The 21,722-nt window shown below is 72.4% G+C and carries 17 protein-coding genes; 8 read left to right on the forward strand and 9 right to left on the reverse strand.

Annotation, left to right across the window (positions count from 1 at the left end; translation table 11 throughout):
- Nucleotides 1-65 precede the first annotated feature (65 nt).
- The gene (locus tag CXR04_RS12295; RefSeq protein ID WP_101421896.1) at nt 66-1,775 is read left to right on the forward strand and encodes a chitinase; all 1,710 of its coding nucleotides are present in this window, start codon (nt 66-68) and stop codon (nt 1,773-1,775) included.
- Between the two features lie 101 nt (nt 1,776-1,876).
- Here CXR04_RS12295 and CXR04_RS12300 read toward each other — a convergent pair whose 3' ends face one another.
- Nucleotides 1,877-3,169, reverse strand: coding sequence for an Nramp family divalent metal transporter (locus tag CXR04_RS12300; RefSeq protein ID WP_101421898.1), 1,293 nt, complete (start codon nt 3,167-3,169; stop codon nt 1,877-1,879).
- A gap of 208 nt (nt 3,170-3,377) precedes the next feature.
- Between CXR04_RS12300 and CXR04_RS12305 the strand changes: the two genes are divergently transcribed.
- Nucleotides 3,378-4,727, forward strand: a complete 1,350-nt coding sequence (locus CXR04_RS12305; protein WP_101421899.1) for a M14 family metallopeptidase — start codon at nt 3,378-3,380, stop codon at nt 4,725-4,727.
- A gap of 64 nt (nt 4,728-4,791) precedes the next feature.
- Here the strand turns inward: CXR04_RS12305 and CXR04_RS12310 are convergent, their stop codons facing one another.
- The gene (locus tag CXR04_RS12310; RefSeq protein ID WP_101421901.1) at nt 4,792-4,995 is read right to left on the reverse strand and encodes a hypothetical protein; all 204 of its coding nucleotides are present in this window, start codon (nt 4,993-4,995) and stop codon (nt 4,792-4,794) included.
- A 93-nt stretch (nt 4,996-5,088) separates the two neighbouring features.
- On the opposite strand from CXR04_RS12310, the gene CXR04_RS12315 reads away from it, so the two are divergent.
- The gene (locus CXR04_RS12315; protein WP_101421903.1) at nt 5,089-6,063 is read left to right on the forward strand and encodes a GlxA family transcriptional regulator; all 975 of its coding nucleotides are present in this window, start codon (nt 5,089-5,091) and stop codon (nt 6,061-6,063) included.
- Between the two features lie 24 nt (nt 6,064-6,087).
- Here CXR04_RS12315 and CXR04_RS12320 read toward each other — a convergent pair whose 3' ends face one another.
- Together CXR04_RS12320 and CXR04_RS12325 are read right to left on the reverse strand one after the other, a co-directional pair.
- Nucleotides 6,088-6,501 carry a RidA family protein gene (locus tag CXR04_RS12320; protein WP_101421904.1) on the reverse strand — a complete coding sequence of 138 codons (414 nt, stop codon included), beginning with the start codon at nt 6,499-6,501 and terminating at the stop codon, nt 6,088-6,090.
- Nucleotides 6,498-7,247 (reverse strand): IclR family transcriptional regulator, encoded by a 750-nt coding sequence (locus CXR04_RS12325; RefSeq protein ID WP_101421906.1) that lies wholly within the window; start codon nt 7,245-7,247, stop codon nt 6,498-6,500. Before CXR04_RS12325 ends, CXR04_RS12320 begins: the two co-directional genes overlap by 4 nt.
- Nucleotides 7,248-7,359: 112 nt before the next feature.
- On the opposite strand from CXR04_RS12325, the gene CXR04_RS12330 reads away from it, so the two are divergent.
- Nucleotides 7,360-8,688 (forward strand): alanine racemase, encoded by a 1,329-nt coding sequence (locus tag CXR04_RS12330; protein WP_101421908.1) that lies wholly within the window; start codon nt 7,360-7,362, stop codon nt 8,686-8,688.
- Between the two features lie 22 nt (nt 8,689-8,710).
- Nucleotides 8,711-10,324 carry an N-acyl-D-amino-acid deacylase family protein gene (locus CXR04_RS12335; protein WP_101421910.1) on the forward strand — a complete coding sequence of 538 codons (1,614 nt, stop codon included), beginning with the start codon at nt 8,711-8,713 and terminating at the stop codon, nt 10,322-10,324.
- Here CXR04_RS12335 and CXR04_RS12340 read toward each other — a convergent pair.
- The gene (locus CXR04_RS12340; RefSeq protein ID WP_101421912.1) at nt 10,227-12,389 is read right to left on the reverse strand and encodes a P-loop NTPase fold protein; all 2,163 of its coding nucleotides are present in this window, start codon (nt 12,387-12,389) and stop codon (nt 10,227-10,229) included. The genes CXR04_RS12335 and CXR04_RS12340 overlap by 98 nt on opposite strands.
- 107 nt (nt 12,390-12,496) lie before the next feature.
- On the opposite strand from CXR04_RS12340, the gene CXR04_RS12345 reads away from it, so the two are divergent.
- Nucleotides 12,497-13,708, forward strand: a complete 1,212-nt coding sequence (locus CXR04_RS12345; protein ID WP_101421914.1) for a pyridoxal phosphate-dependent aminotransferase — start codon at nt 12,497-12,499, stop codon at nt 13,706-13,708.
- 153 nt (nt 13,709-13,861) lie between these two features.
- Nucleotides 13,862-16,018 carry a thioredoxin domain-containing protein gene (locus CXR04_RS12350; RefSeq protein ID WP_101421916.1) on the forward strand — a complete coding sequence of 719 codons (2,157 nt, stop codon included), beginning with the start codon at nt 13,862-13,864 and terminating at the stop codon, nt 16,016-16,018.
- A 33-nt stretch (nt 16,019-16,051) separates the two neighbouring features.
- On the opposite strand, the gene CXR04_RS12355 is transcribed toward CXR04_RS12350, so the two are convergent.
- From CXR04_RS12355 to trhA, 4 genes are all read right to left on the reverse strand, one after another.
- A complete protein-coding gene (locus CXR04_RS12355; RefSeq protein ID WP_199850445.1) occupies nt 16,052-16,702 on the reverse strand; it encodes a TetR/AcrR family transcriptional regulator in 651 nt (216 codons plus the stop codon).
- A 5-nt stretch (nt 16,703-16,707) separates the two neighbouring features.
- Nucleotides 16,708-18,231, reverse strand: a complete 1,524-nt coding sequence (locus tag CXR04_RS12360; protein WP_101421918.1) for an MFS transporter — start codon at nt 18,229-18,231, stop codon at nt 16,708-16,710.
- A 230-nt stretch (nt 18,232-18,461) separates the two neighbouring features.
- A complete protein-coding gene (locus CXR04_RS12365) occupies nt 18,462-18,788 on the reverse strand; it encodes a hypothetical protein (protein ID WP_101421920.1) in 327 nt (108 codons plus the stop codon).
- A 144-nt stretch (nt 18,789-18,932) separates the two neighbouring features.
- A complete protein-coding gene (gene trhA, locus CXR04_RS12370; protein WP_101421922.1) occupies nt 18,933-19,622 on the reverse strand; it encodes a PAQR family membrane homeostasis protein TrhA in 690 nt (229 codons plus the stop codon).
- A gap of 245 nt (nt 19,623-19,867) precedes the next feature.
- Here trhA and CXR04_RS12375 point away from each other — a divergent pair, with 245 nt between their 5' ends.
- Nucleotides 19,868-21,676, forward strand: a complete 1,809-nt coding sequence (locus tag CXR04_RS12375; RefSeq protein ID WP_101421924.1) for a phosphoenolpyruvate carboxykinase (GTP) — start codon at nt 19,868-19,870, stop codon at nt 21,674-21,676.
- The last annotated feature ends 46 nt before the right edge of the window (nt 21,677-21,722 follow it).

Consider the following 21,722-nt stretch of genomic DNA (forward strand, 5'->3'; position numbering starts at 1 on the left):
CCCCGGCCCACCCACTACCCCGCACGGTCCAGCTCCTCACGCGCTCCCCCGTTACGGAGGCCCCCGTGTTCCGAGCACGCAGACCCCGCACGCCCCGCACCGTCCGTACCGCCAGAGGCTCCTTCCGCCGGCTCGCCGTCGCCGCGGCCGGCGGCCTCCTCGCCACGCTCCTCGGCGCCCCGCTCGCCGCGTCCGCGGAGCCCAACCTCGTCCAGAACCCCGGCTTCGAGTCCGGCCTCAGCGGCTGGACCTGCTCCGGCACCGCCGCCACCACCGTCGCCGGCCCGGTGCACGGCGGCACCGCGGCGCTGCGCGCCACCCCGGCGGGGCAGGACAACGCCCGCTGCACGCAGAGCGTCGCGGTCCGGCCCAACTCCGCGTACGAGCTGAGCGCGTGGGTGCAGGGCTCGTACATCTACCTGGGCGCCGGCGGGACGGGCACCACCGACGTCTCGACCTGGACCTCGGGCGCGTCCTCGTACACCCAGCTCAAGACGAGCTTCACCACCGGGCCCAACACCACCTCGGTGACCGTCTACACCCACGGCTGGTACGGCCAGCCCGCCTACCACGCCGACGACGTCAGCCTCACCGGACCCGGCGGCGATCCCGGCACCGTCCCCGCCGCGCCCACCGGCCTCCAGGCCACCGGCACCGCCGCCCGCTCCGTCTCGCTGGGCTGGTCCCCGGTCACCGGCGCGACCGGCTACAACGTCTACCGCGACGGCACGAAGGTGCTCAGCACCGGCGGCGCCTCCGCGACCGTCACCGGGCTGACGCCCTCGACCGCGTACCAGTTCCAGGTGACCGCGACCAACGCCGCCGGCGAGTCCCCGAAGTCCGCGGCGGTCACGGGCACGACGACCCCGGACGGCGGCGGTGGCCCCGGCGTGCCGAAGCACGCGGTGACGGGCTACTGGCAGAACTTCAACAACGGCGCCACCGTCCAGAAGATCCGCGACGTCAGCAGCCAGTACGACATCATCGCCGTCGCCTTCGCCGACGCGACCGGCACGCCGGGCGCGGTGACCTTCAACCTCGACTCGGCCGGGCTCGGCGGCTACACCGTCGCCGAGTTCAAGCAGGACATCGCCGCCAAGCAGCAGGCCGGCAAGTCCGTGATCATCTCGGTCGGCGGCGAGAAGGGCACGGTCGCCGTCAACTCCTCCACCGCGGCGACGAACTTCGCGAACAGCCTGTACGCGCTGATGACGGAGTACGGCTTCGACGGGGTCGACATCGACCTGGAGAACGGCCTGAACTCCACCTACATGACGCAGGCGCTGCGCTCGCTGTCGCAGAAGGCGGGCCCCGGCCTCGTCATCACGATGGCGCCGCAGACCATCGACATGCAGTCGACCGCCGGCGAGTACTTCAAGACGGCGCTGAACATCAAGGACATCCTCACCGTCGTCAACATGCAGTACTACAACAGCGGGACGATGCTCGGCTGCGACGGCGGCGTGTACGCCCAGGGCACGATCAACTTCCTCACCGCCCTGGCCTGCATCCAGCTCGAAGGCGGGCTCGCGCCCTCGCAGGTCGGCCTCGGCCTGCCCGCGTCCACCCGCGCCGCGGGCGGCGGCTACACCGCGCCGTCCGTCGTCAACGCCGCGCTCGACTGCCTCGCCCGCGGCACGAACTGCGGCTCGTTCAAGCCCCCGCGGACGTACCCCGACCTGCGCGGCGCGATGACCTGGTCGACCAACTGGGACGCCACCGCGGGCAACTCCTGGTCCGGCGCCGTGGGGCCGCACGTGCACGCCCTGCCCTGACCGGCCGCCCGCGGCCGGCCGCCTCCCGCACTGCCGGCCGCGGCGGCGGCCCACGGCCCGCCCGCCCGTGCAACCCGGGCGGGCGGGCCCGTATCCGCCCGCTACCAGGGCAGGTCCCTGATCTGCTGCACGCACAGCACGAGGAAGAGCAGCCCGGAGACGGTCAGCAGCGAGTTGCTGAGCAGGCCGTTGCGCCACTGCCGCGGCGTGCGGTCGGTGTTGAGCAGCCACAGCAGCGTCAGCGCGAGGAACGGCATGAAGAAAGCGCCGAGCACGCCGTACGTGATGACGATGGCGAACGGCTCGTCGAGCCACAGCAACGTCATCGGCGGGAACGTCAGCCACAGCAGGTACACGCGGAACGGCAGCGACCGCTCCCGGCCGCCCGCGGCGACCTCCCGCGCGCTGCCGTCGCCGCCGCCGCCCGCGCCGCGCACGTTCTCGACGAAGTCCGCGAAGAGCAGGCTGACGCCGTGCCAGACGCCGATGAGCGAGGTGAACGAGGTGGCGAAGAAGCCGACGAGGAAGAGCTTCGCGGTGGCCGCGCCGTAGCGCTCCTCCAGGATGTCGCCGAGGTCCACCAGGCCCTTGTCGCCCGACTCCAGCGAGAGGCTCGTGGAGTGCAGCAGCTCGGCGCCGACGAGCAGCATCGCGACGACGAAGATGCCGGTGGTGATGTACGCGACCCGGTTGTCCAGCCGCATGACCTTCAGCCAGCCGATGTCCGTCCAACCCTTGGCGTTGACCCAGTAGCCGTACGCGGCCATGGTGATCGTGCCGCCGACGCCGCCGATCAGGCCGAGGGTGTAGAGCAGCGAGTCGTCGGGCAGGGTGGGCCACAGCCCCGCGAAGGCGTCCCCGGCGTTCGGGGAGACGCGGATCGCGACGTAGACGACGACCACGAACATGACGCCGACGAGGACGGTCATGACCTTCTCGAAGACCGCGTAGCGGTTGAACCAGACGAAGACCAGGCCGGACAGGCCGGTGAGGATGCCCCAGGTCTTGAGTTCCGGACCGTCCGGGAAGAGCGCGACGAGCGGCAGCGCGGAGGACGACATGGCGGTGGCGCCGTAGACGAAGCCCCAGACGACGACGTAGATCACGAAGTAGACGGAGGTCCAGGTGCCGAGGGTGCGCCAGCCCTCGAACAGGGTGCGTCCGGTGGCCAGATGCCAGCGGCCGACGGCCTCGGCGAGGGCGACCTTGACGACGCAGCCTATGACGGCGGCCCACAGCAGGGTGTAGCCGAACTTGCTGCCGGCGAGCAGCGTGGCCACCAGGTCGCCGGCGCCGACGCCGGTCGCGGCGACGACGATCCCCGGCCCGACGTAGCGCCACTTGGCCTTTCTCATCTCGGGCGGTGCGGACGCAGGCTCGGTGCGGTCAGCCATGAGCGGCTCCTTCGCAGCTCGTCCCCCCTGCGATCTCCGGCATTGAAAGGGATCCCCGGACGGCCGCACAAGAGGGCGTACGCGGCGGAAGACCGGCACGGCCTCTTGACCTGATCACGCCAGGTTCAGAACCATTGACGCGCATCACAGCCCCACACGACACGACGTCGCCATGCACCACCCCACACCTCCACATCCAGGAGCAGGCATGCGACTACGCATTCGGTCGGTGACCCTGACCGCGGTGCTCGCCCTCACCGCCGCCGGCGCCCTCAGCGCCGCCGGCGCGGAACCCGGCGCCGAGCCGGCGCAGACCGGGAGTACGGCTCAGGCGGAACGGAGCGAGCAGAGCGGGCAGATCCGGCAGTACGAGGTCCCGGGCCAGACCGGCCGCGAGGCCCGTACCCGCCTCGCCGCCACCGGCGTGTCCGTCGACGAGGTACGCGACCACTCCGTGGTCGTCTCCGCCGACGGCGCCCAGGCCCGGCAGCTCCGCGCGCTCGGCTACCGGCTCGAACGGCTTCCCGCCCCGCCCGCGCGGCTGGCGGACAAGCCCCCCACGACGCTCGACTTCCCGCCGGCCGACTCCGGCTACCACAACTACGCGGAGATGACCGCGGAGATCGACCGGCTGATCGCCGCGAAACCGAACCTCATCAGCAAGCAGGTCATCGGCACCTCGCACGAGGGCCGCGACATCGTCGCCGTCAAGGTCAGCGACAACGTGCGCACCGACGAGGCCGAGCCCGAGGTCCTCTTCACCCACCACCAGCACGCCCGCGAGCACCTGACCGTCGAGATGGCGCTGTACCTGCTGGGCGAGTTCGCCGACGGCTACGGCACCGACCAGCGGATCACCAATGCCGTCAACGGCCGCGAGATCTGGATCGTGCCGGATCTGAACCCGGACGGCGGCGAGTACGACATCGCCACCGGCTCGTACCGGAGCTGGCGCAAGAACCGCCAGCCCAACTCCGGCTCCAGCGCGGTCGGCACGGACCTGAACCGCAACTGGAAGTACCGCTGGGGCTGCTGCGGCGGCTCCTCCGGCAGCCCGTCCTCCGACACCTACCGCGGCAGCGCGGGCGAGTCGGCCAAGGAGGTCAAGGTCGTCGCCGACTTCGCGCGCAGCCGGGTCGTGGGCGGCAAGCAGCAGATCAAGGCGGGCATCGACTTCCACACGTACAGCGAGCTGGTGCTGTGGCCGTACGGGTACACGTACAACGACACCGGGCCGGGCCTGACGCAGGACGACCGCGACGCGTTCGCCGCGGTCGGCGGGAAGATGGCCGCGAGCAACGGCTACACGGCGCAGCAGTCGAGCGACCTCTACATCACGGACGGGTCGGTCAACGACTACCTCTGGGGCGAGCAGAAGATCTTCAGCTACACGTTCGAGATGTACCCGCGCTCGGCGGGCGGCGGCGGGTTCTACCCGCCCGACGAGGTCATCGACCGGGAGACCAGCCGCAACCGCGACGCGGTGCTGCAACTGCTGGAGAACGCCGACTGCATGTACCGCTCGATCGGCAAGGAGGCTCAGTACTGCACCGGCTGACGCCGGCGGCGCGCCCCCGGGACCGGGGGCGCGCCGTACCTTGCGGTGCTTGCGGGGCTTGCGGTCAGGCGGCGCGGCCGTAGCGGGCGAGTGCGTCCCGTACGGAGACGTCCTTCGCGGGCGCCGGGTCGGCGCCGCGCTCGGCGGCCTTGAGCCGGCGGTCGATGAGGCGCTCGCGCCGGTCGAAGTACAGGGCCGGACCCGCGAGGATCGCGGCCATCAGGAGCAGGACCAGGGTGCCGACGGTGTAGTCGAGGATCGCGTTCATGTCGTCTACGATCCCGGATCCTTGCACACACAAACAGTGGCAGCCCTGCCATAGAACTTCGAATTGCTGCCATCGGGATGGCATACTCGACCCATGCTGTCGAATGTCGTGTGCCTGCTGACCGATGACGTCAACGCCTTCGAGCTGGGCGTCGTCTGCGAGGTCTTCGGCATGGACCGCCGCGAGGAGGGCCTGCCGCTCTACGACTTCTCCTTCGCCGCCCCGCGCCCGGGCCGCGTCACCGTCCACCCGGGCCTGCCCGTCGACGTACCGCACGGCCTGGAGCGGTTCACCGACGCCGACCTGATCGCCATCCCGGCCGGCCAGAAGTTCGCGCACCGCGACTTCCCGCCGGAGCTGCTGCACGCGCTGCGCGAGGCGGTGGCGCGCGGCACGAAGGTGCTCAGCGTCTGCACGGGCGCGTTCCTGCTCGCCCAGGCCGGGCTGCTGGACGGCCGCCGCTGCACGACGCACTGGCTCTACACCGACATGCTCAAGCGCGAGTACCCGGACGCGCTGGTCGAGCCCGACGTGCTCTACGTCGCCGACGGCCCGGTGCTCACCTCCGCCGGCACCGCCTCCGGCATCGACGCCTGCCTCGCCCTCGTACGCGAGGAGCAGGGCAGCAAGGTGGCCAACGCGATCGCCCGCCGCATGGTCGTACCGCCGCACCGGGACGGCGGCCAGGCGCAGTACATCGACCGGCCGGTGCGCGGCACGTGCGACGACGACGCCATCGCCCGCGTGCTGGCCTGGATGCAGGAGCACCTGGACGAGGACGCCACGGTGGAGCAGTTGGCGGCGCGGGCGCATCTGGCGCCGCGGACGTTCGCCCGCCGCTTCCAGCAGGAGACGGGCACGACGCCGTACCAGTGGCTGCTCGGCCAGCGGCTGCTGCTGGCACAGCAGTTGCTGGAGGAGACCGACGCCACGGTGGACGCCATCGCCACCCGCGCGGGCTTCGGCAACGCGGCGACGCTGCGCCACCACTTCCTGCGCCGGCTGGACACCACGCCGAACGCCTACCGGCGGACGTTCCGCGGCCCGGCCGTCGGCGCGGGGCGCTGACGGCCGGGCCGGGAGGACGTCCGCTCAGCTGAGGACGGCCAGGCAGTCGATCTCCACGAGCAGCCCGGCGGGCAGCCCGACGTACACGGTCGTACGCGCCGCCGGCGGCTGCTCCAGCTCCGCGAAGTAGGCGTCGTAGATCTGGTTGAACTCGGCGAAGTGGGCGGTGTCGGTGAGGTACACGCGGATCATCACCGCGTCCTCCCACGACGCGCCGCCCTCCTCCAGCACCGCCTTGACGTTGGACAGCGTCTGCTCGGTCTGTGCCCGCAGATCCGGGCCCGCCGGGGTCGGCGGCTTGCCCTCCTCGGCCGGCAGGAAGCCGACCTGTCCTGCGACCTGGAGGATGTTGCCCTTGCGCACGCCCGCGGAGAAGCGCGCCGGCGGCGGGACGTGGGTGGCGGGGGTGACGTCGGTCTTCTGGGCCTTGTCGCTCATGCGGGCACTCTTCCGGAGTAGTCGTCACTGATCGCTGCCGCCGTGCGGCGGAGCTGCGGGAGGAGGGTCATCAGCTCGTCCGCGGTCACGACGACGTTCGGCGCCGACAGGGAGCAGGCGGCGGCGGTACGGCCGTCGGCGCCGCGGATGGGGGCGCCGATGCAGTTGATGGACTCCTCGTGGCCGCCGAAGTCGGTGGCCCACCCCTGCTCGCGCACCGCGGCCAGCTCGGCGAGCAGGGCCTGCGCGTCGGGCGTCGAACGGGGGGTGTACATGGGGTATTCGAGCCGCTCGGCGACGGCGCGCCGCTCCGGCTCCGGCAGGTCGGCGAGGAGCAGCTTGGCCACGGCCGCGACGGTGATCGCGACGGGCCGGCCGATGCGCGAGTACATCCGCACCGGGTAGCGGCTGTCGACCTTGTCGATGTACATCACCTCGCGGTCCTCGTAGACCGCGAGGTGCACGGTGTGCCCGGTGAGCTCGCCGAGCTGCACCAGGTGCGGGTGGGCGATCTCGCGGACGTCCAGGCTCTCGGCCGCCGCCTGGGCGAGGGCGAAGAGCCGGGCGCCGAGGCGGTAGCGCTGGTCGTCCTGGCGGTAGACCAGGCCGTGCTCGTGGAGGGTCCGCAGCAGCCGCATCGCGGTGGTCTTGTGCACGCCGAGCCGGGTGGCGACCTGTTCCAGGCCCGCGGGTCCTTCGGCGAGCATGGGCAGGATCGCGAGCGCGCGGCCGACCGACTGGCTCATCGCGACCTCCCGCTGGCGTGGCTCCGTACGCCGGCTGCGACCCCCGGCTGCGTACCGCCGACCGTTGACCGGCCGTTCGCCCGGATGTTAGACAGCGGTGTCGATATACGCAATGCACGTTGCGTGTTGCGCAACCAACCTGCTGGAGGGCTTCATGGCGTCGCTCGCCGAGCTGGCAGAAGAACGCGTTGACCACCGCTTCAAGGGCCTGCCGCCCGACGCGGCCGGGCTCACCGTCGGCGAGCTGGCCGCCGAGCGCCGCTCGCTCTTCACCGGCGGCTTCACCACCCCGGTGCTCGCGCTCTCCGCGCCCGCGCTGGCGCACAACCTCGGCGCGCTCGCCCGCTTCGCCGCCGCCCACGGGCTGGCCTTCGCGCCGCACGGCAAGACGACGATGGCGCCGCAACTCTTCGACCGCCAGCTCGGCCACGGCGCCTGGGGCATCACGGTCGCGGTCCCCCACCAGGTGCGGGTGGCGCGCGCGTTCGGCGTCCGGCGGATCTTCCTCGCCAACGAACTGGTCGACGCGGCCGCGCTGCGCTGGCTCGCCGCCGAGCTGGCCGCGGACCCGGACTTCCGGCTGGTCTGCTACGTCGACTCGGTGCGCGGCGTCGAGCTGATGGACGCGGCGCTGCGGGCGGCCGGGGCCACCCGGCCCGTGGAGGTCACGGTCGAGCTGGGCGGGGGGCCTGACGCGCGCACCGGGGCGCGTACGGAGGCCGACTGCCGCGCGGTCGCCGAGGCGGCGGCGCGGGCGGGGACGCTGCGGCTGGTCGGGGTCGCCGGGTACGAGGCGGAGGCGCCGGGCGCGGACGCGGCGGTGGTACGGGGCTGGATGGCGCGGCTGCTGGGTCTTGCGGCGGAGTTCGACGCCGCGGGGCTCTTCGCGGACACCGGCGAGATCGTGGTCAGCGCCGGGGGCAGCGCGTGGTTCGACGCCGTCGCGGACGGCTTCGCGGCGGTGCCGGAGCTGTCCCGGCCGGTGCTCAAGCTGCTGCGCTCGGGCGCGTACATCAGCCACGACGACGGGCACTACACCCGGGTGACGCCGTTCAACCGGGTGCCGGGCGAGGGGTCGCTGACGCCGGCGTTCCGGCTGTGGACGCAGGTGGTCTCGCGGCCGGAGCCGGGGCAGGCGTTCGTCAACGCCGGGAAGCGGGACGCCGCGTACGACCTGGACCTGCCGGTGCCGGCGGCGGTGCGCAGATTCGACGCGGCCGGCGGGGCGGGCGCGGAGCGGGCGGCGACGGGCATCACCGTACGCAAGCTCTCCGACCAGCACGCCTGGCTGGACGTGGCGCCCGACGGCGTGGAGCTGGAGGTCGGGGACTGGGTGGCGCTGGCGATGTCGCACCCGTGCACGATCTTCGACAAGTGGCAGCTCATCCCGCTGGTGGAGGAGGACGGTACCGTCACGGAGTACGTACGGACCTTCTTCTGAGCGGCGCCCGAGAGCGGGAGACATGGAGCTGGTGATCCGCGGCGCCCTCGTCGTCGACGGCTCGGGGGCGCCGGGACACCGCGCCGACGTGGGGCTGGCCGAGGGCCGGATCGCGGCCATCGGCCCGCGGCTCACCGGCCGCACCGTCCTCGACGCCGGGGGCCTCGTCCTCGCCCCCGGCTTCGTCGACATGCACGCCCACTCCGACCTCGTCCTGCTGCGCGACCCCGCGCACACCGCCAAGGCCGCGCAGGGCGTGACGCTGGAGGTCATCGGCCAGGACGGGCTGTCGTACGCGCCCGTGGACGACCGCACCCTCGGCGAGCTGCGCCGCCAGATCGCCGGCTGGAACGGCGGCGGGCCGGGCGACGACGCAGTGGTGTTCGACTGGCGCACGGTAGGCGAGTACCTCGACCGCCTCGACCGCGGCCCCGACGGCGACGGGCTCGCCGTCAACGCCGCGTACCTCGTACCGCAGGGCACCGTGCGGATGCTGGCGCTGGGCTGGGAGGACCGGCCGGCCAAGGACGACGAGCTGGCGCACATGAAGCGGCTGGTCGCGGAGGGGCTTGAGCAGGGCGCGGTGGGGATGTCGTCGGGGCTGACGTACACGCCGGGGATGTACGCGCCGACCGCAGAGCTGACGGAGCTGTGCCGGGTCGTCGCCGCGTACGGCGGCTACTACTGCCCGCACCACCGCTCGTACGGCGCCGGTGCCCTCGGCGCGTACGCCGAGATGCTCGGCCTCGCCCGGGACGCCGGCTGCGCGCTGCACCTCGCGCACGCCACCCTCAACTTCGACGTCAACGCCGGCCGCGCCGCCGAGCTGACCGCCCTGCTGGACCGGGCGCTCGCCGAGGGCGTGGACGTCACCCTGGACACGTACCCGTACCTGGCCGGCTGCACCACGCTGGGCGCGCTGCTGCCGAGCTGGGCGGCGGTGGGCGGCCCGGAGGCGGCGCTCGCGCGGCTGCGGGACGCGGACACGGCGGCGCGGATCGGGCACGCGCTGGACGTGGAGGGCTCCGACGGGTCGCACGGGGTGCCGATGGACTGGTCGACGATCGAGGTCTCGGGCGTGGGCGATCCGGCGCTCGCGCACTGGGTCGGGCGGCGGCTGCCGGACTTCGCCGCGGCCCGCGGGCTGCTGCTGGACGACCGGCTGGCGACGACGATCCTCCAGCACGTGGGGCACGAGGAGAACGTCCGGGCGATCATGGCCCACCCGGCGCACACCGGCGGCAGCGACGGCATCCTGCACGGCGCGAAGCCGCACCCGCGGGCGTACGGCACCTTCCCGCACTACCTCGGGCACTACGTGCGCGAGCTGGGCGTGCTGCCCCTGGAGGAGTGCGTCCACCACCTCACCGGCCGCCCGGCGGCCCGGCTGCGGCTGCCGGACCGGGGCCTGGTGCGGGAGGGCTACGTGGCGGACCTGGTGCTGTTCGACCCGGCGACGGTGGCGGCGGGGGCGACGTACGACGAGCCGCGGCGGGGTCCGGTGGGGGTGCCGTACGTGCTGGTGGGCGGGGAGTTCGTCATCCGGGAGGGGCGTCGGACGACCGCGGTGCCGGGGCGGACGGTTCGGCGGCGGCCGGTTCCGGGGCGGAGGGCTCCGGGGCGGACGGTTCGGTAGCGGACGGCGCGGGGACACGGAGGGCGCTGAGGGACGCGGCCAGCTCCATGGCGTAGCCCAGTAAAGCGTCCCCGCTGTTGAAGATCCGGGCGTCCAGGCCGGCCGCGATCTCCTCGCGCTCGGGAGTGACCCGGCTGGACAGGAATACGGCGCGGCCGCCGTACCTCCCGGAGGTGCGCCAGGCCCGCAGGTCGTCGAGGCCCGCCGACTGTTGGCCGCCGCGGGTGATGTCGGAGATCAGCAGGTCGAACGGGAGGACGGCCAGCTCCTGCTCGGCCTCCTGGCGATCCCGCGCGAGGGCGATCCTGGCGCCGAGGCTGCGCAGCCGGCGGACGTGGGCCGTGTTGTTCTCGGGATGGTCGTCGACCCACAGGATCCGCAGGCCCTCCAGCGCGAGGGAGGACGGCAGCGGGCGGCCGAGGTCGATGTCGCCCCTCGGAGGGAGGGGGCTCGCGTAGGCCGGCTGGGGCTGGCTCCCGCCCTGCGGGTACGCGTAGCCCGGCTGCGGGTACGCCTGCTGGCTCGGAACCGGCCGGGAGGGCACCGGGAACGGCTGGTGGTGGCCGTGGGAGGCCGTCTCGTACGGTCCGCCGCCCGCGGACGCCCCCCAGGGGCCGATCGCCATGTCCCGCCCGGCGACGTACGGGAGCCCGACCGGCGGCTGCGCCTGGCCCGTCCCCTCCACCGGCACCGGTGCCCCCTCGCGCAGCAGCACGAGCAGCCGCTCTGCGTCGGGCACCCGCAGCAGGTCGCCGAGCAGGGACGTGAACCCCTGGTCGTCCGCGTGCTCGGGGAAGCCGACCGGCAGCCGCCGCTCCATCTGCTCCAGCGCGTGCTCCGACTCCCCCCGGGTCTCGGGCGCGGACAACTCGTACTGCTCGAAGAACGCGCCGGCCTCCGCGGCCGAGGCGAACTCCGGCGACAGCGCCTGCGCCTCCGGCGGCACCGACGACAGCAGCGTGCGGCGTACCCGGCGGTAGGCCGTGAACTCCTGCACCACGTCACCGCCCGGGGCGCCGGACGCGCCCGTCATCATCCGGTAGAACTCCGGATAGAAGTACTGGAGCAGCAGCGTCCTGATGACCGCCTCGGGGCGGAACCCGGACCACACCGGGTTCAGCGTGGCCTCCAGCACGAAGCCGTTGACCAGCCGCTTGATCCGCCGCGGATTCCGCCCCGACCGCTCGACCAGCAGCTTCTTCAGCGCCTCGTCGAGCATGCCCTCGATGCCGGCGGTGCGGGCGCACCACTCGACGTAGCGGCCGACGCCGTCGTTGTCCGCGACGGGGATGCGGTAGCTGGTCTGGAAGATCTTCTCCATGAACGCGGACCCCGCGGGCGACAGGTCGCGCAGCAGCCCGCTGGGGCCGAGCGCGGAGCGGTCGCAGCCGACGACGAAGACGAGCCCCGGCACGTCGAGGTAGATCTTCAGGGCCTCGCAGACGGCGAGGACCGTCTCCTCGGAGCAGCGGTCGAGGTCGTCGATGAAGACGACCAGCAGCCGCTGCGGCCGGTTCCCGGCCCACTCGCGGGCCATGCGGTCGATCTCCTCGCGCATCCCGTTGCGCGCCTCGGGGCCCGCGTCCCAGCTCGTCCACAGCTCGTCGACCAGTCCGGCGGCGCCGAGCGCCCCGCCGAGCGCTGTGGTGACGGCGCGTACGCCGCGCGTCACCGCGCGCGCCCGGGAGATCCGCGCCAGCGCGCGCTTGAGCGTGCGCCGCTCGAAGCGGACGAGCACCGACTTCACGAGCCCTTCGAGGGCATCGGCGCCGGTGGAGGTCCAGGCGTTGTACCAGACCGTCTCCACGTCCGGCTCGGCCCGCAGCCTGGCGTCGACCAGCCGCATCAGGCTGGACTTGCCCATCCCCCAGCCGGCGTCCACGGCGAGGGTGAACGGCGTCGACGCGCGGGAGGCGTGCAGGAGCCGGGCGAGCTGCGCGGCGGCCAGGCCGGTGCCCAGGATGTCGTCGCCGGGGGCGGCCACGGGCTCGTCGTTGACCAGGGCGAGCGTGCCGGCCCCGAGGGAGGCGAACGTCGGTGTGCCGGTGGGGGGTTGGGCCGCCATCCGGACATTGTGGCAGCTACGGACCGGCCCCGGCGGGCCCCGGCCATGTGACCGGCCTCGCACGTTATCCGGAGGCGGGGTCGGGGACCGGCCCGTACAGTGGCCGCATGCAGGTGATCCAGTCTACGAAGCTCGCCAACGTCTGCTACGACATCCGGGGCCCGGTGCTCGAAGAGGCGATGCGGCGCGAGGCAGCAGGTCACCAGATCCTCAAGCTCAACATCGGCAACCCGGCCCCCTTCGGCTTCGAGTGCCCCCCGGAGATCCTGGAGGACCTCCTCCGCACGGCCGGCAGCGCCCACGGCTACGGCGACTCCAAGGGCATCCTCCCCGCCCGCCGCGCCGTGATGCAGCACTACCAGACCAAGGGCATCGACCTCGACGTCGAGGACGTCTTCCTGGGCAACGGTGTCTCCGAGCTGATCCAGATGTCCATGCAGGCCCTCCTCAACGACGGCGACGAGGTCCTGATCCCGGCCCCTGACTACCCGCTGTGGACCGCCTCGGTCTCCCTGGCCGGCGGCACCCCGGTGCACTACCAGTGCGACGAGCAGGCCGACTGGATGCCCGACCTCGACGACATCGAGCGCCGCATCACGGACCGCACCCGCGCCCTGGTCGTCATCAACCCGAACAACCCCACCGGCGCCGTCTACGACGCCGAGCTGATGCGCGGGCTGACGGACATCGCCCGCCGCCACGGCCTGGTGCTGTGCTCCGACGAGATCTACGACAAGATCCTCTACGACGGCGCGACCCACGCCCCCACCGCCACCTACGCGCCGGACCTGCTGGTCCTCACCTTCAACGGCCTCTCCAAGGCGTACCGCGTGGCCGGCTACCGCAGCGGCTGGCTGGCCGTCTGCGGCCCGAAGCAGGACGCCCGCAGCTACCTGGAGGGCCTGACGATCCTGGCGAACATGCGCCTGTGCGCCAACGTCCCCGCCCAGCACATCGTCGCCACCGCCCTCGGCGGCCGCCAGTCGATCAAAGACCTGATCCTCCCGGGCGGCCGCCTCCTCGTCCAGCGCGACACCGCGTACGACCTGCTCACCCAGATCCCGGGCGTCACCTGCGTCAAACCCAAGGGCGCCCTCTACGCCTTCCCCCGCCTGGACCCCAAGGTCCACAAGATCAAGGACGACGCCCGCTTCGTCCTCGACCTCCTGCGCGCGGAGAACATCCTCCTGGTCCAGGGCACCGGCTTCAACTGGCCCCGCCCGGACCACTTCCGCATCGTCACCCTCCTCGAAAAGGACGGCCTGACGGACGCCATCACCCGCATCGGCACCTTCCTGGACGGCTACCGCCAGCGCTAGGTCACGCAGGCCGGCCGCGCAGCTCGGCGCGGGCGATCCTGAGCCCCTTGTGGGCCGTGGAGCTGGACGGGCCCGTACCCCCAAGGCTTGTCACACCGGATCCCGAGCCGTGCCGATCGGCGCCCCGGGCGCCGGCAGTGACACGATGGCCGAATGGCGACCCGACTCGCGCACGAGACCTCCCCGTACCTCCTGCAGCACGCCGACAACCCCGTCGACTGGTGGCCCTGGTCGCCGGCGGCCTTCGAGGAGGCGCGGCGGCGGGATGTGCCCGTGTTGTTGTCGGTGGGGTATGCCTCCTGTCACTGGTGTCATGTGATGGCGCGGGAGTCCTTCGCCGACGAGGCGACCGCCGAGGAGCTGAACGCCGGGTTCGTCAGCATCAAGGTCGACCGCGAGGAGCGGCCCGACGTCGACGCCGTGTACATGGAGGCGGTGCAGGCTGCCACCGGGCAGGGTGGGTGGCCGATGACGGTGTTTCTGACGCCCGATGCGGAGCCGTTCTACTTCGGGACGTACTTTCCGCCGCGGCCGCGGGGCGGGATGCCGTCGTTCCGGCAGGTGCTGCAGGGGGTTGCGGCGGCGTGGGCGGATCGGCGGGGGGAGGTTGCCGAGGTGGCGGCGCGGGTTGCCGCCGACCTTGCCGGGCGGACGCTCGGCGCGGCGGAGGGCGGGGCGCCCGGGGCGGCTGAGGTGCATGGGGCGCTGCTGGAGCTGACGAAGGAGTTCGACGCGGTACGGGGCGGGTTCGGCGGCGCGCCGAAGTTCCCGCAGCCGATGGTGCTGGAGTTCCTGCTGCGCCACCACGCCCGTACCGGCTCGGCGGCGGCGCTGGAGATGGTGCAGGCCACCTGCGAGGCGATGGCCCGCGGCGGCATCTACGACCAGCTCGGCGGCGGCTTCGCGCGCTACTCGGTCGACGCGGAATGGATCGTCCCGCACTTCGAGAAGATGCTGTACGACAACGCCCTGCTGGCCCGCGTCTACGCCCACCTCTGGCGCGCGACCGGCAGCGAGCTGGCCCGGCGGGTGGCGCTGGAGACCGCGGACTTCATGGTGCGCGAACTGCGCACCGAGGAGGGCGGCTTCGCCTCCGCGCTGGATGCCGACAGCGACCGGCCGGACGGCGGCGGGCACGCCGAGGGCGCGTACTACGTGTGGACGCCCGGCGAGCTGCGCGAGGTCCTCGGCGCGGAGGACGCGGCGCTGGCGGGTACGTACTACGGGGTGCCCGGGGCGCCGGAGGCGGCGACCTTCGAGGAGGGTGCCTCGGTGCTGCAACTGCCGGACACCGGGGTGGCGTTCGACGCCGAGCGGATCGCCTCCGTACGGGAGCGGCTGGCGGCGGCGCGGGCGGACCGGCCGCGGCCGTTCCGCGACGACAAGGTGGTCACGGCGTGGAACGGGCTGGCCATCGCCGCCCTCACCGAGATCGGTGCGTACTTCGACCGGCCGGACCTGGTCGACGCCGCGGTGGCCGCGGCGGATCTGCTGGTACGGGTGCACATGACGGACGGCGCCGGCGGGCCCGGCACGGTGGCCCGGCTCGTGCGCACCTCGCGCGGCGGTGCGGCCGGCGGCAACGCCGGTGTGCTGGAGGACTACGGGGACGTGGCGGAGGGCTTCCTCACGCTCACCGCCGTCACCGGCGAGGGCACGTGGCTGCACCTCGCAGGGCTGATGCTCGACACGGTGCTCGACCGGTTCCGGGGCGAGGGCGGCACGCTGTACGACACTGCCGACGACGCCGAACAGCTCATCCGGCGCCCCCAGGACCCGACGGACAACCCGACGCCGTCCGGCTGGACGGCATCCGCCGCGGCGCTGCTGTCCTACGCCGCTTACACCGGCAGCGAACGGCACCGCGAGGCCGCCGAACAGGCCCTCGGCATCGTGGCAAAGCTGGGCCCGCGGGCTCCCCGCTTCGTCGGCTGGGGCCTCGCGGCGGCGGAGGCGGCGCTGGACGGTCCCCGCGAGGTCGCCGTCGTGGGCTCCCCGGAGGACCCCCGCCGCGCGGAGCTCCACCGCACGGCCCTCCTCTCCCCCGCCCCCGGCGCGGTGGTCGCCACCGGGCCGCCCGCCGGTACGGGTGAGGCGCCGGAGGCGGCCGCGACCGCGGAATCCGCCGCGGCACAGCCCGCCGCCGCACTGCCCGAGGATCCGGACGCCGTCCCCCTCCTCGCGGACCGGCCCCTCGTCGACGGCGCTCCCGCCGCGTACGTCTGCCGCCACTTCGTCTGCGCCGCCCCGGTGACGGGGCCCGAAGAGCTACGCGCCCAGTTGACCCCGGCCGCACCCGCGCAGGGCTGAGACGGGGCACGCCTCACAGCGCGCGGGCACGCCTCACAGCGTCAGGCCGCGCTCCAGGACCGCCAGCGCCCGGTCGACCGTCTCCACCAGGTCGCAGTCCGGTCCCCGGTCGACCCACTCGAACAGCACCTGCGTCAGCGCCCCGAAGATGGCCCCCACCACCACCCGGAGCTCGAAGTCGTCCCTCGGCCGCCCGGTGCGCTCGGAGAGCACCCTGCACAGCAACTCGACGTTCTGGTCCATGCCCTGGTGCATCTGCGCCCGCAGCGCCGGCACCTCGCGCACCAACTGCATCCGCAGCACGAACTCGGGCCGGAACTCGTCGTAGAGCAGCCGCAGCGAGGCGACCACCGCCTCCCGCAGCGCGACGAGCGGCGGCTCGTCCGCCGGCCGGTCGAGGATGGCCTGCTCCAGCACCGGGTCGTACTCGTCGGTCAGGATGATGTCCTCCTTGGTCGCGAAGTACCGGAAGACGGTGCTCGGCGAGACCTCGGCGGCCTCGGCGATCTGCTCGACGGTGGTCTGCTCGTACCCCTGCTTCCCGATCAGCCGGTACGCCGCCTGCCGGATCGCCTGGCGGGTGCGCAGCTTCTTGCGCTCGCGCAGACCGAGCCCGGCCTCGGCGACCGAAGCCGCCTGGGAGGCGGCGACGGGTGGGGCGGCGGAGGTACGGGAGGAGGCCATGCTCCTCATTGTCCTGCACCGCCCTTGGCCGCGGCTATTCCGGCGCCGCGCCCCGTTCTCCCCTCCTTCCGCGGGCTCCCGGATCCCCGGTCCTCCTCTCGTCCGCCGTCGGGCAGCCGGACGGCGGTGGCGACCGCCGTGAGCAGCGCGGCGATTCCGCAGACCAGCAACGCCAGGCCCATGCCGTGCACATACGCGGAGTCGGCCGACTCCGCGAGCCGCGGTGCGCCCAGCCGCCCGGCGACCGCGTGCGCCGCGACCACGGACTCCCGCGCCTTCTCCGCCGCGGCCCCCGGCACCCCCTCCGTGTCCAGCCGGTCCGTGAACACCCCGTTCAGCAGGCTGCCCAGCAGGGCGACCCCGACGGCACCGCCGACCTGCCGCAGCGTGGTCAGCAGCCCCGTACCGCTGCCCGCGCGGCTCGCGGGCAGCGCACCGAGGGCGGCGTCCATCGTCGGCACCAGCGCGAACCCGAGGCCGAAGCCGGTGACGGTCAGCCACACCGCCGTGAAGGCGTACCCGTCGGACACGTCCGTACGGCTGCCGAGCAGCATGGCGAACGCGAAGAGCGCCATCCCCGCGCTGACCACGACCCGCGAGCCGAACCGGGCCATCAGCGGCGGTGCCGCCCGCGCCGTCACCAGCAGCCCCGCCATCACGGGCATCAGCCGCAGCCCCGTGCCGAACGGGTCGTTGCCCAGCACCGCCTGCAGATACTGCGGCAGCACGAACAGCAGCCCCGCCATGACGAAGGTCGCGAGCACGGCCACGATCGCGTTCCAGCGGAAGGCGCGGTCGCCCAGCAACCCCAGGTCCAGCATCGGCCGGACCGCACGCCGCTCCCGCAGCACCAGCCAGCCGAGCAGCACCGCCGAGCCGGCCAGCGGCCCCACCACAAGCGGATCGCCCCACCCCCGCGTCGGCCCCTCGATGACGCCGAGGACCAGCCCGCCGAGGCCGAGGACGCTGAGCACCGTGCTGACCGGGTCGACCCGCGGCACCGAGGGGTCGCGGGTCTCGGGTATCAGCAGCAGCGCCGCCGCGATGCCGAGGGCCACCAGCGGAATGTTCAGCACGAAGACGGAGCCCCACCAGAAGTGGTCGAGCAGCCAGCCGCCCAGCAGCGGCCCCGCGGGCATGCCGACGGCCATGCCGGCGGTCACCGCGCCGACGGCCTTCGTGCGCTCGTCGTCGTCGAAGAGCGTGGGGATCACCGAGAGCGCGAGCGGCATGATCAGCGCCCCGCCCAGGCCCATCACCGTACGCGCGACGATCACCGCCTCCGGACTGGAGACGAACGGGCCTATGAGACTGCCGGCCAGGAAGATCACCAACCCGGCCACCAGCATCCGGCGGCGCCCGAACCGGTCCCCCAGCAGCCCCGCGGGCAGCATGCACGCGGCGAACACCACCGCGTACGAATCGACGATCCACTGCAGCTCGCCGGTGTCGGCCCCGATGTCCGCCGCCATCGTGGGCAGCGCGACATTGAGGATCGTCAGGTCGAACCCGAGCACGAGCACGGACATGACGAGCCCGCCGAGAGCCCACCAGCGCTTTTTGGAAGTCACTCGCAAAAAGTAGCAACTCCCAGATTTGATCGCCAGACCTGTGGACAACCGCCTGTGGACAACCGGCGGACCGCGGGCACGGCGAAGGTCCGGCCCGCACGTCAGGACGTGCGGGCCGGACCCGGGGATCCGTGGAGAGTGCCTCCGCGTGGTGCCGCGAGCGCCCTGCCGCAGCAGGGCCGGAGGGCTCAGCGCCCGATGACGATCGCCTCGCGGTTGTGGCTCTGCTGCGAGCCGAACTGCACGGAGGCGGTGGGGTTGATCTCCGTGTACTTGTTGCCGCTGACGCGGTTGTTGATGTTGTTGTCGACGTCGATCTCGACCTCGGTCTTGTTCCACTTCTTGTGGACCTCGGTGTTGATCTTCTTGCTGATCTCCTGGTTGAACCACTTGGAGCAGCACTGCTTGTCGTGCTTCGGGTGCGAGGTGGCCTGGGCCGAAGCCGCGCCGACACCCGCGAGACCGATCACGAGGGCACTGGCGGCGAGGGAGCGGGCGAGCGTACGGATGCGCATCTTCTGCCTCCACGAGGAGCGGGGGATGGTAGTACCCACCGATAACAGCACCCTCGCGGCTTTCGCCCCGGGACGTTCACGGGCCGACACGATCGGATCACCCGGACAGTCGGACACTCCTGTACGAACGCGCCCCCGCGCGACTCAGGCGTGGCGGTACGCCACGAGGGAGATCCCCACGTAGTGGACGGCGAACGCCGCCAGCGTGAACGAGTGGAAGACCTCGTGGAAGCCGAACCAACGCGGCGACGGATTGGGCCGCTTGATCCCGTAGACCACGCCGCCCGCGCTGTACAGCACACCGCCCACGACCACCAGGACCAGCACCGCGATACCACCCGCGCGCATGAAGTCCGGCAGGAAGAACACCGCCGCCCAGCCCATCGCGATGTAGCACGGCGTGTAGAGCCACCGCGGCGCACCGACCCATAGCACGCGGAACGCGATCCCGGCGAGCGCCGCCGCCCAGATGAACCAGAGCAGCGCCTGCTGCCTGCCGCCCTCCAGCAGCAGGATCGTGAACGGCGTGTACGTGCCCGCGATGATCAGGAAGATGTTCGCGTGGTCGAGCCGGCGCAGCACGGCCGTGCCCCGCGGACCCCAGTCGCCGCGGTGGTAGAGCGCGCTGACGCCGAAGAGCAGACAAGCAGTCAACGTGTAGACGGCGCAGGCGAGCCGGCCGCGCGGGCTCTCGGCCATCGCCGTCAGCAGCACGCCGGCGAACAGTGCCGCCGGGAACATCACCGCGTGCAACCAGCCGCGCAGCCGCGGCTTGAGCGCGGCGGCCGCGGCGCTCGCCACCCGCTGCAGCTCTCCCTCGCCCGTCGCACTCATGGGCCCATGCTACCTACGCGTCCGTAGGTAGCGGCCCGGGAGTGGCGCTGTTCACGCAGGAGCCCGCTGGACATGACGTCTGAGCTACCTCATCATCAAACGAGCGCACACCCGACACCGGATGGGCTCATATGAGCGGCAACCGGGTTGGCACCCCCAAGGGGTAACGGTCTTGAAAACCAGATAGATGTGACATCAGAGAAGAAATCGTCCAAAACCCTCTACATCTGGAGCAAGCGGCACTCATGACCACCCCGACCAAGCACGAAGGGCTCCTCTCCTGGGTCCAGGAGATCGCCGACCTCACCCAGCCCGACGAGATCGTGTGGTGCGACGGCTCCCAGGTGGAGTACGACCGCCTGTGCGCCGAGCTCGTCGCGAAGGGCACGTTCACGAAGCTGGACCCCGTCAAGCGGCCCGGTTCGTACCACGCCGCGTCCGACCCGACCGATGTCGCGCGGGTCGAGGACCGTACGTTCATCTGCTCCGAGCAGGAGCAGGACGCCGGGCCGACCAACCACTGGATGGACCCCGCCGAGATGCGCGAGGTCTTCACCGGCACCTCCGGCAACGGCGGCCTCTTCCGCGGCGCGATGCGCGGCCGCACCATGTACGTCGTCCCCTTCTGCATGGGCCCGCTGGGCTCCCCGCTCTCCGCACTGGGCGTCGAGATCACCGACTCCGCGTACGTCGCCACCGCCATGCGCACCATGACGCGCATGGGCCGCGCGGTCCTCGACGAGCTGGGTGAGGACGGCTTCTTCGTCAGAGCCGTCCACTCCGTCGGCGCCCCCCTGGATCCCGGGCAGCAGGATGTGCCCTGGCCGTGCAGTTCGACGAAGTACATCTCGCACTTCCCCGAGACCCGCGAGATCTGGTCGTACGGGTCCGGCTACGGCGGCAACGCCCTGCTGGGCAAGAAGTGCTACGCCCTGCGCATCGCCTCCGTCATGGCGCGCGACGAGGGCTGGCTCGCCGAGCACATGCTGGTGCTCAAGCTCACCCCGCCGCGCGGCGAGGCCAAATACGTCGCCGCCGCGTTCCCGTCGGCCTGCGGCAAGACCAACCTCGCCATGCTGGAGCCCACCACCCGCGGCTGGACCGTGGAGACCATCGGCGACGACATCGCCTGGATGCGCTTCGGTGAGGACGGCCGGCTGTACGCCATCAATCCCGAGGCCGGCTTCTTCGGCGTCGCGCCCGGCACCGGCGAGCACACCAACGCCAACGCGATGAAGACCCTGTGGGGCAACTCCGTCTTCACCAACGTCGCCCTCACCGACGACGGAGACGTGTGGTGGGAGGGCATGACCGACGAGCCGCCGGCGCACCTCACCGACTGGCTCGGCAACGACTGGACCCCGCAGTCCGGCACCCCCGCCGCCCACCCCAACGCCCGCTTCACGGTGCCGGCCGCGCAGTGCCCGACGATCGCGCCGGAGTGGGAGGACCCCAGGGGCGTGCCGATCTCGGCCATCCTCTTCGGCGGCCGCCGCGCCACCGCGGTGCCGCTGGTCACCGAGTCCTTCGACTGGCAGCACGGCGTCTTCCTCGGCGCCAACGTCGCCTCCGAGAAGACCGCCGCCGCCGAGGGCAAGGTCGGCGAGCTGCGCCGCGACCCGTTCGCCATGCTGCCCTTCTGCGGCTACAACATGGGCGACTACTTCGGCCACTGGCTCAAGGTCGGCGCCTCCGCGGACGCCGCGAAACTACCGAAGATCTACTACGTCAACTGGTTCCGCAAGGACGCCGACGGATCGTTCGTCTGGCCCGGGTTCGGCGAGAACAGCCGCGTGCTGAAGTGGATCGTCGAACGGCTCAACGGCGAGGCCGAAGGCGTCGAGACCCCCATCGGGGTGCTGCCCGCCAAGGGCGCACTGGACGTCGACGGGCTCGAACTCACCGACGAGCAGCTCGACTTCCTGCTCTCCGTGGACCCCGAGGTCTGGCGCGAGGAGGCCGCGTTGATCCCCGCGCACCTCGACACCTTCGGCGACCACACTCCGAAGGAGCTGTGGGACGAGTACCGCGCGCTGGTCAACCGCCTGGGCTGATCTGGTACGCGGCCGGCCGGACCGGCGGGTACGACAACGGCGTCGT

The sequence above is a fragment of the Streptomyces sp. CMB-StM0423 genome (assembly GCF_002847285.1).
In the GTDB taxonomy this organism is placed as follows: domain Bacteria; phylum Actinomycetota; class Actinomycetes; order Streptomycetales; family Streptomycetaceae; genus Streptomyces.